This window comes from Brevibacterium ihuae, from assembly GCF_900184225.1.
GTDB lineage: Bacteria > Actinomycetota > Actinomycetes > Actinomycetales > Brevibacteriaceae > Brevibacterium > Brevibacterium ihuae.
Map to the genome: position 1 here is coordinate 118,176 of NZ_FXWZ01000002.1, position 12,966 is coordinate 131,141.

The 12,966-nt window shown below is 71.0% G+C and carries 8 protein-coding genes; 4 read left to right on the top strand and 4 right to left on the bottom strand.

What is annotated here, in order from left to right:
* Window positions 1-105: 105 nt before the first annotated feature.
* Both C1A17_RS00520 and C1A17_RS00525 read right to left on the bottom strand, forming a co-directional pair.
* Window positions 106-2,319: a HelD family protein gene (locus tag C1A17_RS00520; RefSeq protein ID WP_101649716.1), complete on the bottom strand. Its 2,214-nt coding sequence runs from the start codon at window positions 2,317-2,319 to the stop codon at window positions 106-108.
* A gap of 153 nt (window positions 2,320-2,472) precedes the next feature.
* Window positions 2,473-3,279 (bottom strand): spermidine synthase, encoded by an 807-nt coding sequence (locus C1A17_RS00525; protein ID WP_101649718.1) that lies wholly within the window; start codon window positions 3,277-3,279, stop codon window positions 2,473-2,475.
* A 137-nt stretch (window positions 3,280-3,416) separates the two neighbouring features.
* Between C1A17_RS00525 and C1A17_RS00530 the strand changes: the two genes are divergently transcribed.
* Window positions 3,417-4,592, top strand: coding sequence for a DUF4192 family protein (locus C1A17_RS00530; RefSeq protein ID WP_101649720.1), 1,176 nt, complete (start codon window positions 3,417-3,419; stop codon window positions 4,590-4,592).
* Between the two features lie 421 nt (window positions 4,593-5,013).
* Window positions 5,014-6,765 carry an RNA polymerase sigma factor gene (locus tag C1A17_RS00535; RefSeq protein WP_101649723.1) on the top strand — a complete coding sequence of 584 codons (1,752 nt, stop codon included), beginning with the start codon at window positions 5,014-5,016 and terminating at the stop codon, window positions 6,763-6,765.
* Between the two features lie 397 nt (window positions 6,766-7,162).
* Here the strand turns inward: C1A17_RS00535 and C1A17_RS00540 are convergent, their stop codons facing one another.
* Window positions 7,163-7,927: a VOC family protein gene (locus tag C1A17_RS00540; RefSeq protein ID WP_101649725.1), complete on the bottom strand. Its 765-nt coding sequence runs from the start codon at window positions 7,925-7,927 to the stop codon at window positions 7,163-7,165.
* Between the two features lie 122 nt (window positions 7,928-8,049).
* Here C1A17_RS00540 and C1A17_RS00545 point away from each other — a divergent pair, with 122 nt between their 5' ends.
* Window positions 8,050-9,699, top strand: a complete 1,650-nt coding sequence (locus C1A17_RS00545) for an amidohydrolase (RefSeq protein ID WP_101649727.1) — start codon at window positions 8,050-8,052, stop codon at window positions 9,697-9,699.
* A 12-nt stretch (window positions 9,700-9,711) separates the two neighbouring features.
* On the opposite strand, the gene C1A17_RS00550 is transcribed toward C1A17_RS00545, so the two are convergent.
* Window positions 9,712-10,554, bottom strand: coding sequence for an N-acetylmuramoyl-L-alanine amidase (locus C1A17_RS00550; RefSeq protein ID WP_101649729.1), 843 nt, complete (start codon window positions 10,552-10,554; stop codon window positions 9,712-9,714).
* 255 nt (window positions 10,555-10,809) lie between these two features.
* Here C1A17_RS00550 and C1A17_RS00555 point away from each other — a divergent pair, with 255 nt between their 5' ends.
* Window positions 10,810-12,933 carry a DNA gyrase/topoisomerase IV subunit B gene (locus tag C1A17_RS00555; protein WP_101649731.1) on the top strand — a complete coding sequence of 708 codons (2,124 nt, stop codon included), beginning with the start codon at window positions 10,810-10,812 and terminating at the stop codon, window positions 12,931-12,933.
* Window positions 12,934-12,966 lie beyond the last annotated feature (33 nt).

Below are 12,966 nucleotides of genomic sequence, written 5' to 3' on the forward strand. Positions count from 1 at the left end.
AGCCGACGCCGCCGGCGGCCTTCATTCATCCCCCCAGACAGCAATTTCGTGCGGTTCCTGAGAACGGAACCGCACGATTTCGCAATCTCAGCCGGCTCCGCTTCCTCAGCCGACGAGGAACGGGCTGAGCACCGAGGGTTCGACCCCGATCACCCGCAGCCGCGACGTCGAGCGGGTGAGCGCGACGTAGAGCTCGCCGATCCCGCCCGGGCTGCCGTGCGGCGCGATCGATGCGGGCTCGACGATGACGACGCCGTCGAACTCGAGCCCCTTCGCCTCGTAGGGGGTGATCACCGCGACCGTGTGATCGATGCCGGCCGGTCCGAGGCCGAAGTCCACGTTCCCGTCCTGGGTCAGCGCATGCTCGATGAGCTCGGCGTGGCCGGGCGTGGCGATCACCGCGATCCGTCCTCCGCCGAGCAGTGCGAGCTCCTCGCGGATGACCTCGGGCAGCGCTTGGCAGACCGAGGCGACGTCGGGAAGGGCCTCGATCTGCGGCTCCCACGTCCCCTCGCGCGCGGGGGTCGGCACCGTGAGCTCGGGGAAGTACTCGCTGAGCAGACGATTGGCCAGGGTCATGATCCGCCCCGGGGTCCGGTAGGACACGGTGAGCTGCTCGAGCGCGTACCGGTCGCCGACGTGCGGCTGCAGGACGGAGGACCACGTGCGGTCGGGGTCGACCTCGGTGGCCTGGGCGAGGTCGCCGACGAGGGTGGCCGATTTGCTCGGCACCCGCCGGAACAGGAGCCGCAGCTGCATCGGGCTGAGCTCCTGCGCCTCGTCGACGACGAGGTGCCCGTAGGTCCACTCGCGGTCCTCGGCGGCGCGCTCGGCCACGGTGAGGAGCGGATCGCCGGTGTCGTAGCGCTCGGCGAGCTGCCGGGCGGAGACCATGCCGTGCGTCCCCGTCATCTCGATGACCGCCTCGGCGTAGTCGGTGTCCTCGCGGCGGGCCGGCCGGCGGTCCTCCCAGTCCCCGATGAGCTCGGCGATCTCGTCGAGCAGCGGCACGTCCTCGACCGTGGGGTCCGCGCCGGCGAAGCGGCGCAGCAGGACCATCTCCTCGTAGGAGAGGAGGCCGTGGGCGGCGGCGACGAGCTTGTGCGGCTTCGACAGGAGTGCATCGAGGACGCCGAGAGGCGTGAGCGGCAGCCAGCACAGGTTGATCGCGACCCGCACGTCCCGGGAGCCGCGCAGCTCCTCGAGGAGTTCGGGGAGCCGCTCGTCGTCGGCTCCGATCCCCATGCTCTCCGCGAGGAGGGGCGCGAGCCGGTCGAGGACCTGCGCGACGAACGTCGAGCGCGCGCGGTTGTGCGGACCGCCGGTGCGCCGCGCCCGGTCCCGGGCGGCGCGGACCATGTCCGGGGTGAGCACGATCGTGTGCCGCCCAACCCCGAGCTCCTGCGGCTCCTGGGGCACGCGCTGATAGTTCTTCACTGCGCGGGCGATGACCTGCACCATCCGCAGGTCTCCCTTGAGCCGCGCGGTGTCCGGGCGGTCGTGCGCGGTGACGTCGAATCCCGGCATGAGCTGACCGGGGGTCTGGAGGACCGCTCCGGTCTCCCCGAGCGAGGGGAGGACCTGCTCGATGTACTTGAGGAACACCGGCGACGGGCCGATGAGGAGGACGCCGGACTTCGCGATCCGCTCCCGGTGCTGGTAGAGGAGGTAGGCGGCGCGATGGAGCGCCACCGCGGTCTTGCCGGTTCCCGGTCCGCCCTGGACGACGACGACGCCGGGCAGCGGCTTGCGGATGATCCGGTCCTGCTCGGCCTGGATCGTGGCGACGATGTCGCCCATCCGTCCGGTGCGATGGGCGTCGAGCGATGCGATGAGAGCACCCTCGCCATGGAGCGAGCCGATCTCGGACTCGTCGAGGGCCGCGAGGTCGAGCACGTCGTCCTCCACCCCGATCACCGTGCGGTGGCGGGTCGCGATGTGTCGACGGCGCACGATGTTCCCGGGATGCGCGGCGGTGGCCCGGTAGAACGGCTCGCTCGCCGGCGCGCGCCAGTCCATGAGCAGCTGGCGGCGGTCGCTGTCGGAGATGCCGATCCGCCCGATGTAGGTCGTCTCGCCGGAGCTCGCGTCGATCCGGCCGAAGCACAGGCCCTCCTCGGCGTGGGTGAGCCGGATGAGCTGATCCTCGTAGAGCGTCGCGAAGGCATCGCGCTCGGACCGGTTCTGGTGGTGGCCGCCCACGTGGGAGCGTCGCACCGAGCCGAGCCGGTCCTCCGCCTCGGCCCGCAGCTCGTCGAGGCGCGCATAGACGACGTCGAGTCGGGACTGCTCGTGATTGATCTCTGCCTGTTCGCTCACCGTCCACCTTTCCGATCGGCAATCAATTATGCCGCCTCGGGGCACCTGGGGCGTGACTCGACGCCCACATGGTGAGAATTGTTCGTGTTCCGGTCACCGAGTGCTCATGTCCGCCCGCGGCCGGGGCCCGCGGGGAGACCCGAAGGCCCCGGCTCAGGAGCGGGCGCCGGGACCGATGAAGGCGTCGAGATCGGCACCGGCACGGACCGAGGCGACCGCGGGTCCGCGCCGCATCGTCTTGGCGAGCGCGACGGCGTCGAGCGGGGCGTGCGCGCCGAGGGCGACGACGTTGCCGTAGCGGCGGCCGCGCAGCTGTCCGGGGTCGGCGACGATCGCGAGGTGGGCGAAGTGGCGGCGCATCTCCGCGAGCTCGATGCGGAGAGCGGTGTGCGGGGGACGGTCGGCGACATTGCCGAGGTAGATGCCGTCGGCGCCGAGCACCCGGGCGGCCTCGGCGAAGAACTCCGGGGTGCGGAGCGCCGCCGGGGTCGCGTCCCCGGAGAAGGCGTCGCGGACGACGAGCGAGATCGCTCCGTCGCGGAAGGTGCGGATCTCCCGGGCGCCGTCACCGGCGCGGAGCGCGAGCGCCGGGGAGCGGGGGAGGTCGAACCATTCGCGGACGCGGACGACGAGCTCGGCGTCGATGTCGATCGCCGTCTGCCGAGAGCCGGGGCGTGCGGCATCGATCCAGCGCGGCAGCGCGCACCCCGCGGCCCCGATGTGGACGGCGCGCAGGGTCGTCCCGGGTGCGAATGCCGTGTCGACGACCCGGGACATCCAGTCGAGGTACTCGAGGTCGAGGCGCAGGGGGTCGCCGATGGTGATCGAGGAGCTCGGCACCCCGTTGACGTGGAGCACCCACGAGTCGGGTTCTCCGGGCACCGGCTCGAGGCGCGCGATCCCCGTCGAGATCGGCACCTCGAGCGCCTCGGAGTCGGAGGTCCTGCGTTTCCGTCCCATGGCCCCACCCTAATTCGCGTCCGCAGGTCACAGCCGACCCCGACCTGAGGTCACCGGCGTGCCCGCCGTCCCCCGGGCATCCACAGGATCCCGGCGGAGCCTGTCGCCCCGGGCCGGGCAGGCGGTGGACTGCCCTCATGAACGCCTACACCGTCACCCAGCCCTCGGACCTCATCGGTCTCGTTCCCCACATCCTCGGCTACACCCCGACCGATTCGCTCGTCCTCGTGACCGGGACGCGTCACGGGGATCGGGGCGAGGTCGGACTCACCGTCCGCTTCGACTTCGGATTCTCCGAGGCCGCGCATCTCGATGCCGACGACCTCACCGCGATCGTCGCCACGCTCGAACACGCCGAGGACGCCGTCGGAGTGTTCCCGATCCTCTTCAGCGCGGAGTTGCCGAACGCGCTCGGTCTCCTCGACGAGCCGGCCAGCGAGCTGCTCGCCGACCACTTCCGGCTGCCGGTGTTCCTCATCTGCGCCGCGCTCGCCGAAGCCGGGTACGAGGTCGCGGACCCGCTGTGGGCCGGCGAGGGGTACTGCGGCAGCCTCGAGGATCCGGACGTCCTCTTCAGCCGTGCGGAGACGACCGACTCCGAGGTCGCGGTCCGGCTCATCGCCGACGGGCGCTCCCACGCCGCGGACTTCGCCGCGGCCACCGCGCACCCGGTCCCGCCGGCGGCACTCGTCGAGGACGCGGAGCGAGCGCGCCGGTCCGCGGTGCCGGCGGGGGAGCGGTATGACGCCGCGCTGGCCGATCTCGAACGCCTGCGGAGGATCGCCGACGACCCGGACACCACCGTCGACGACGTGCCCGCGGCACTCACCGGGGCCGGCGTCGCCGGGGTCGAGCTCATGGCCGGGGAGCTGTGGAGCCGGGACTGTCTCGAGATGATCCTCGGGTTCGATCATCCGGACCTCGGCCCGGATCGGCTGGCGGCGCTGAGTCCGGGAGGCTTCGCGGAGTACGCGCGTCCGATCGGCCGCTCCGCTGCGGCTGCGGAGAAGATGATCGGGCTGTCGCCGGACCGGCCGGACTTCGCGCGCACGGCGTACTCCGTCGCGTACCTCTCGTGCCTCGTGCCTGTGGTGACCGAGCGGCGCAGGCCGGCGGTGCTCGCGATGCTCGCCTGGATGGAATGGTGCCGGGCGCGGAACTCGTTCGCCGACCACTATGCCCAGCAGGCGCTCGCCGGTGATCCGGACTACTCGCTCGCCGCTCTCGTCCGCGCGGCGATCGCACGCGGTCTGCCGCCGCGGTGGATGGTGCGCGCAGGGGGCGAGGATCGGGCGCTCCGGGGAGGAGGGTGACGACGCCGCGGCGGAATGCCTCTGGCGAGTGGGCCGGGGGAGCATGCGTCGGGCGAGTGCACGTCGGGAGAGCGCGTGCCGAGCGGGCGCCGGACGAATGCGTGCCGGATGAGCTCGCCGGGCGAATACGAGTTGAGGAGGAGTGTGCCGGGGTGTTTCGTACGCAGGGGCGGCGTGAGCCGAACGGGAGCGCGTGACGGGGTCGACCGGCGTATGACGCGGATCACGAGAGGCATCTCTTGCCGTCGCCGCGCAGGGAGTGTAGACGATTCGCGCGGGCCGGAATATCGTGCGAGAATTGGGCGTTGACCCAGTCGTGCACCGGAGCGGGCCCGCCCCGCACCACCGCACTTGACTTGGGTCTTACTGATGCCGCGACGGCATCGGTGGTCCGCCGCCAGACTCCCCGAAAGGTGAACTCGTGCCGACAGACGAGAAGGATTCGAGCACAGCAGTCGAAACCACCGCTGAGAAGACTGCTCCCAAGAAATCCACTCGGGCGAGTGCGGCGCGCACGAGCACGGCGAAGTCGGCCTCGACGACCGCGAAGAAGAGCACTGCGGCGAAGAAGACGACGACCGCCGCGAAGAAGACCACTGCCGCGGAGTCGACCGCATCGAAGTCGACGGCCGGGACGAAGACGACCACGGCGAAGAATACGACCGCTGCGAAATCCACTGCTGCGAAGTCGACGACTGCGAAGAAGACGACCGCGTCCGGAACCGCCGCGAAGAAGTCCACCGCTGCGAAGTCCGCGAACACCGAGGCGAACGAGACGCCGGCCAAGACGACCACCGCGGCCAAGCGGACCACGACCGCGAAGAAGACGACTGCAGCGAAGTCCACGGCGTCGAAGTCGACCGCCGCGAAATCCCGGACGACCGCGAAGTCCACCGCTGCGAAGTCGTCTGCTGCGGAGCCCGATGCCGCCGAGGCGCCCGCCGCGAAGACGACGGCGCGCCGGACGACGAAGAAGTCCGCGGCGGGCACGAAGGCCGCTCCGGCGAAGAAGTCGACCTCGAAGTCGACGACCGGTGCGAAGAAGGCCGCGGGCACCGCCGATGCGGAGAAGAAGGGCACCGCGGAGTCCGTCATCGAGGCCGGTGCCGCCGAGGAGGTCGAGGCGGCCGTCGCCAAGGAGCAGACCGAGACGAAGAACTCCCAGGAGGAGAAGAAGGACGAGGCGGTCAAGGAGGCCGGCGGCTTCGTCGTCTCCGATGCCGACGACGACGACGCTCCTGCTCAGCAGGTCGTGTCCGCCGGTGCGACCGCCGACCCCGTCAAGGACTACCTCAAGCAGATCGGCAAGGTCGCGCTGCTCAACGCCGCCGAGGAGGTCGACCTCGCCAAGCGGATCGAGGCCGGCATGTACGCCGAGCATCTCCTCGGTGAGGGCGCGGTGACCGAGGCGCGCGAGACGCGCGACTACAAGTGGATCATCCACGACGGCCGGATCGCCAAGAACCACCTGCTCGAGGCCAATCTCCGCCTCGTCGTGTCGCTCGCCAAGCGCTATACCGGGCGCGGAATGCTCTTCCTCGACCTCATCCAGGAGGGCAACCTCGGGCTCATCCGTGCGGTCGAGAAGTTCGACTACACCAAGGGATTCAAGTTCTCCACCTACGCCACGTGGTGGATCCGGCAGGCGATCACCCGTGCGATGGCCGACCAGGCGCGCACGATCCGCATCCCGGTCCACATGGTCGAGGTCATCAACAAGCTCGCCCGCGTGCAGCGCCAGATGCTCCAGGACCTCGGTCGCGAACCCACTCCCGACGAGCTCGCCAAGGAGCTCGACATGACCCCGGAGCGGGTCGTCGAGGTCCAGAAGTACGGACGTGAGCCGATCTCCCTCCACACGCCCCTCGGCGAGGACGGCGACTCCGAGTTCGGCGACCTCATCGAGGACTCCGAGGCGGTCGTGCCGGCGGATTCGGTGAGCTTCACCCTCCTCCAGGAGCAGCTCCACTCGGTGCTCGACACCCTGTCCGAGCGCGAGGCTGGGGTCGTGTCGATGCGGTTCGGGCTCAACGACGGCCAGCCCAAGACTCTCGACGAGATCGGCAAGGTCTACGGCGTCACCCGCGAGCGGATCCGCCAGATCGAGTCGAAGACGATGGCGAAGCTGCGCCACCCTTCGCGTTCCCAGGTGCTTCGCGACTACCTCGACTGAGCCCCCGGGACCGAGGCCGGGCCTCCCGGTCGCGTTCCGGACGTTCGGTGCGCTGTCCCCTCAGGCGAGAATGCAGCGAAAACTGCTGTGGCGGGCGGAAACTTCACAGTTTCCGCCCGCCACAGCAGTTTTCGTCGTCATCTGGCCGTGCTTCCTGTTCTCGAGCACCATTCTCGGTCGGTGCAGGGAAGTGGAGGAGCCTGAATCGGGCAGTCGGCGCAGTGAAGGGCAGGCACCGGGAAGATCCGTCACCGGGAGCTCGACGCCGGGAAGAACCGGAACCGGGAACTCGGCGCCGGGAAGAACTGGAACCGGGCGGGTGCCACTATCCGGACCTCAGCCTGTCCGGACCCCTGCTCGTCCGGACCCGTTCCCGAGGGGCCGGTGCTCGGCCGGGTCAGCGCGGCTGGATCACCGTGAAGGCGGCGTTCTGCGAGTCGATGAAGCGGCCCACCCGACCGCGCGTCGAGTCGTGGGGCGCCGCGAGCCAGTCCCCGCCGAGCTCGCGCACGCGTCCGGCGACCGCGTCGACGTCGTCGACCTGGATGTAGGTCTCCCAGTGGGCGGGGATCCCGACGCCCGAGGTGTCGAGGATCCCGCCGCGGGGCGCCTCGGTCCCGGGGAGAGCGAAGGTCGCGTAGCGGAAGTCCGCGGTGTCGCTCGTCGTGCTCAGATCCCAGTCGAACACCGAGCGGTAGAAGTCCTGCACCGCGAAGTCCTTCGTGTGGAGCTCGAACCAGCACGCTGCCCCGGCGGCGTCGACGGCGGTGAGGCCCCGGTCGTCGTCGTACTCGAGGACGCCGAACGCCGTCCCGGCCGAGTCCGCGACGAGCGCCACGCCCGCACTCCCGTCGAACTCCGGGATCGCCATCATCGCCTGGCCGCCGGCCTCATCGACGCGGGAGAGGAATGTGGTGAGCTCGTCCACCCGGAAGTACAGCGACCAGAACGCCGGCTGTCCGGCCGGCGCCTCATCGGGCTGCGGGCTGATCCCCGCGATGACGGCGCCCTGCCGCATCGCCTTGACGCCGAAGCCCATCGGGCCGGGCTCGGTGAAGTCCCAGCCGAACAGCTCGCCGTAGAACGTCCGGGCGCTCTCGACATCGGGGGAGCTGAGCTCGACCCAGCACGGGTGGTTCGCGGAGATCGTCGTGTCGGTCATGCCGCCCAGTCTTCTGCCCCGATCCGGGATCGCCAAATCCGGCGCTTTGCTACGGTGAGCGGAGGGCCCCGCGGCGCACTCGCACGGGGCACTCGACGGACGAGGGAACGGAGCTCGGAACCATGCACTTCGACGCGGTCTTCACCAACGGACGATTCCGCACAATGGATCCCGAGCGCCCCGAGGTGCACGCGATCGGCGTCATCGGCGGCCGGATTCGCGCGCTCGACGACGACGTCACACGGTTCCCGGCGACGCAGACCTTAGATCTCGGCGGGGCGCCGGCCGTGCCGGCCTTCAACGACGTCCACCATCACCTCTCTCTGCGCGGCCAGCGGCTCAACGGCGTTGACCTCCGGGCGACGACGATCGGCTCGATGGACGCGCTCTACGCCGCCGTCGAGGAGGCCGCGGCCGCCGCGCAGCCGGGGGAGTGGGTGTACGGCGCCGGCTACGACCAGAACAAGCTCGGCGATGCGCACCCGCTCGCCGCAGAGCTCGACCGGCGGGCCCCCGACAACCCGGTATGGCTCGAGCACGTGTCCGCCCACATGGGAGTCGCCAACTCGCGGGCCTTCGAGATCGCCGGGTTCCCCGACCTCGCGGACGTCCCCGACGTCGACGGCGGCCACGTCGCACGGACCGCGGACGGCCGCACCGCCGCAGGCCTCATCGAGGAGCGTGCGATGGACCTCATCACCCGGGTGTACAAGCCGCTCCCCGTCGACACCATCGTCGACAACATCCGCACCGCGTCCGAGCAGGCGCTGAGCGAGGGCATCGGATCGATCACCGAGCCGGGCATCGGCACGATCGCCGGCCTGGGCAACTCCCCGCTCGACCTCCACGCCTACCTCACCGCGCGGGAGACCGGTGCGCTCGGCGTGCGCGCCACCGTCATGCCCTATCTCACGGCGCTCCACCGGGTCATCGGCGCCGCCGGCGCGGAGGGCACCGGGCTCGACCTCGGGCTCCGCAGCGGGATGGGCGACGAATGGCTGCGGATCGGGCCGGTCAAGGTCCTCACCGACGGCTCGCTCATCGGCCGCTCGGCCGCGATGACCTGCTGCTATCACGGCGAGGAGTCGAGCGGCTACATGGCGTGGGACGTCGCCGAGCTCACAGAGCTCGTGCGCGGCGCCTACCGGGTGGGCTTCCGGATCGCCGCCCACGCGATCGGCGACGCCGCCGTCGACCACGCCCTCGACATCATCGAGGGGATCCAGCGCGACTACCCGCGCCCGGACCCCCGCAACCGGATCGAGCACTTCGGCGTCGCCTCCGACGAGCAGATCGCGCGCACGGCGCGGCTCGGCGTCATCGGCGTCCCGCAGCCGCGCTTCATCACCGAGCTCGGCGACGGCATGGCCCGCGCGCTCGGCCCGGAGCGCGCGCAGCTCGCCTACCGCGTCCGCTCGCTCCTCGACGCCGGCATGCGGGTCCCCGGATCCTCCGATGCCCCCGTCGTCGAGGGCGGCCCGCTGCTCGGCATCCACGACTTCGTCAACCGGCGCACCGCGAGCGGGGCGGAGTTCGGGCCGGCGGAGACGATCACCGTCGAGCAGGCGCTGCGCGCCTACACCGTCGACTCCGCCTACGCCTCCCACGAGGAGGACATCAAGGGAACTCTGTCGATCGGCAAGGTCGCGGACTTCACCGTCCTCAGCGACGACCTCCTCCAGGTGCCCGCCGAGGCGCTCCGCGACGTCGGGGTCGGCGCCACCGTCGTGGGCGGCGAGGTCCGCTTCGACGACGGGGCGCTCGGCAACTGAGGCGCGTGAGCCTCAGTCGCGGAGGAACTCCTCGACCCCGGAGACGATCGCCGCGGCATAGCGCTCGCGCCCCTCGGTCGACTCCATGAGCGCGGCCTCGTCCGGGTTGCGCATCTCCCCGCACTCGACGAGCACCGCGGGCACCTCCGCGTGGTTGAGGCCGGCGATGTCCGTCCGCGCGACGATCCCGTCATCGCCGTAGGCGGGATTGGGGGAGAGGTCGGCGTCCCGGAACGCGCCGACCATGTCCTCGGCGAGCGACCGGGAGGGCTCGCCCACGCCGTCGTGCGGCGAGTCCTCGACGACGATCATGTGGAACCCGGCGGCCCCGGGGTCCTCGGTGCCGTTGGCATGGATGCTCACGAGCACATCGGCCCCGGCATCCCCGGCGAACCGGCCGCGCTCGTCGACGCACGGCCCGACGCCCTCGTCGTCCTCGCGGGAGAGCACGACCTCGGCCCCGAGGTCTTCGAGTCGCTCGCGCACCTCTTCGGCCACGCCCCAGGTGAAGGCGTGCTCGGGGTAGTCCGAGCCCGTCGCGGTGCCGGTTGTGTTGCACGCCTTCGTCCCGCCCCGGCCGTCGGGCACCGGCGCGGTGACCTCGTCCGGGTGGGAGGCGTTGCCGCCGTTGTGCCCCGGGTCGAGCGCGACGACGGTGCCGTCGAGGGGCTCGGGCTCCGGAGACGGCGTCGGGGTCTCCGTGGGAGTGGGCGTCGGAGCCGCCGAGGTGCCGCTCGTCGCGGGACCGCCCGCACCCTCCGAGGTGTCCTCCGACGCCGCGCCGCCCGCACCGGAGCAGCCGGTGAGCAGGAGCGCGCCGGCGAGGAGAGCGGAGACGGGGAACCGGCGGGACATGCCCTCAGTATCCCACCCCCGTGCAGGCGGGGGACCGCTCGCGCTCCCGTCGGAGTCGGTGCCGCCGCCCGCCGGAGTCGATCCGCCCTGCGGGGCGGAATGCTCCCGCAGCCGCCCGCCCCCGGAAACCCGCGGGCCCGCACGCTCGCGCGTCCGCCCGCCCCCCGGAAACCCGCGGGGCGGGCGGCATGGCGTCCCCGCCGGGGGACGTCGCGAACCGTAGACTGGGACGCGCAATCGACGGAAGGACGACGGGTGGCAGGCAAGCCGGCGAAGACCGAGGACTACGGCGCACGACAGCTGTCGGTGCTCTCCGGCCTGGACGCGGTGCGCAAGCGCCCGGGCATGTACATCGGCTCGACCGATTCCCGCGGCCTCATGCACTGCCTGTGGGAGATCATCGACAACTCCGTGGACGAGGCGCTCGCCGGCCACGGCGAGGACATCGACATCACCCTCCACGCGGACGGCTCCGTCACCGTGGCCGATGACGGGCGCGGCATCCCCGTCGACATCGAGCCGCGGACCGGACTCACCGGCGTCGAGGTCGTCATGACCAAGCTCCATGCCGGCGGCAAGTTCGGCGGCGGCTCCTACGCCGCGGTCGGCGGCCTCCACGGCGTGGGCGCCTCGGTCGTCAACGCGCTGTCCGCCCGCCTCGACGTCGAGGTCACCCGCGGCTCCAAGGTCCACCGGATGTCGTTCCGCCGCGGCGCCCCCGGGCGCTTCGACGACTCCTCGGGCACCCCGTCGCCGGACAATCCCTTCACCCGCTTCGAGTCGGCCTCCGAACTCGAGGTCATCGGCAAGGCCAAGCGCGGGGTCACAGGCACCCGCATCCGCTACTGGTCCGATCCGCAGATCTTCCTCAAGGACGCCCACTTCACCTACGACACGCTCCTCGACCGCGCGCGGCAGACCGCGTTCCTCGTCCCCGGTCTCGGCATCGCCATCCACGACGAGCGCGGCGTCGAGCGCGACGAGACCGGGGAGATCATCGCCTCCCGGACCGAGGAGTTCCGCTACTCCGGCGGCATCTCCGAATTCGTCGAGCACCTCGCGCACGACTCCGCGGTGACCGACGTGTGGCGGCTGTCCGGGACGGGCACCTTCACCGAGACGGTCCCGGTGCTCGACGACGAGGGCCACATGGTCTCCACCGCGGTCCCGCGCGAGGTCGGGGTCGACATCGCGGTGCGCTGGGGCAAGGACTACGACACCCGGGTCAAGAGCTTCGTCAACATCATCGCCACGCCCAAGGGCGGCACCCACCTCGCGGGCTTCGAGCAGGCCCTCCTCAAGACCGTCCGCAAGAACGTCGAGGCCAACGCGCGCCGTCTCAAGGTCGGCAAGGACAAGCTCGAGAAGGACGACGTGCTCGCCGGTCTCACCGCCGTCGTCACCGTGCGCCTCGCCGAGCCCCAGTTCGAGGGGCAGACCAAGGAGGTGCTCGGCACCGCCGCCGTCCGCCAGATCGTCGCCCGCACCGTCGAGCAGGAGCTCGGCGCCGTCCTCACCTCGTCCAAGCGGCACGACAAGCAGCAGGTGAGCCAGCTCCTCGAGAAGGTCGTCGCGGAGATGAAGTCGCGCATCTCGGCGCGCACGCACAAGGAGAACCAGCGCCGCAAGACCGCGCTCGAATCCTCGTCGCTGCCCGCGAAGCTCTACGACTGCCGCAAGTCCGACCTCGAGCACTCCGAGCTGTTCATCGTCGAGGGCGACTCCGCGATGGGCACGGCGAAGGCCGCGCGCGACTCCGAGCACCAGGCGCTGTTCCCCATCCGCGGCAAGATCCTCAACGTCCAGAAGGCCTCGGTCGGCGACATGCTCGCGAACGCCGAGTGCTCCGCGCTCATCCAGGTCATCGGCGCCGGTGCGGGACGGAGCTTCGACCTCGAGACCGCCCGCTACGGCAAGGTCATCATCATGACCGACGCCGACGTCGACGGCGCGCACATCCGCACCCTGCTCCTCACGCTGTTCTTCCGCTACATGCGCCCGCTCGTCGAGGCCGGGCGCGTGTTCGCCGCGGTGCCGCCGCTCCACCGGGTCGAGGTCGTCAACCGGGGCAAGGCCGACGAGGTCGTCTACACGTATTCCGAGGCGGAGCTCCACGCGCTCCTCAAGCGCCTCGATCGGACGAAGAAGACGTACAAGGAGCCGATCCAGCGGTACAAGGGACTCGGCGAGATGGACGCGGACCAGCTCGCGGAGACGACGATGGAGCCGGGCATGCGGTCCCTGCGCCGGGTGACGATGGCCGACGCCGAGGCCGCCGAGCGCACCTTCGGGCTCCTCATGGGATCCGAGGTCGCCCCGCGCAAGCAGTTCATCGTGTCCGGCGCGGCGATGCTCGACGCCGAGCGCATCGACGCCTGACGTTCCTCCGGATCCCTGGGCCGCGGTGACCGC

What these genes read in the sequence shown, in the direction of transcription:
- C1A17_RS00525 (WP_101649718.1), bottom strand. Translation starts at nt 3,279, where the DNA reads ATGGGACGGAAACGCAGGACCTCCGACTCCGAGGCGCTCGAGGTGCCG.
- C1A17_RS00550 (WP_101649729.1), bottom strand. Translation starts at nt 10,554, where the DNA reads ATGTCCCGCCGGTTCCCCGTCTCCGCTCTCCTCGCCGGCGCGCTCCTG.
- C1A17_RS00540 (WP_101649725.1), bottom strand. Translation starts at nt 7,927, where the DNA reads ATGACCGACACGACGATCTCCGCGAACCACCCGTGCTGGGTCGAGCTC.
- C1A17_RS00545 (WP_101649727.1), top strand. Translation starts at nt 8,050, where the DNA reads ATGCACTTCGACGCGGTCTTCACCAACGGACGATTCCGCACAATGGAT.
- C1A17_RS00530 (WP_101649720.1), top strand. Translation starts at nt 3,417, where the DNA reads ATGAACGCCTACACCGTCACCCAGCCCTCGGACCTCATCGGTCTCGTT.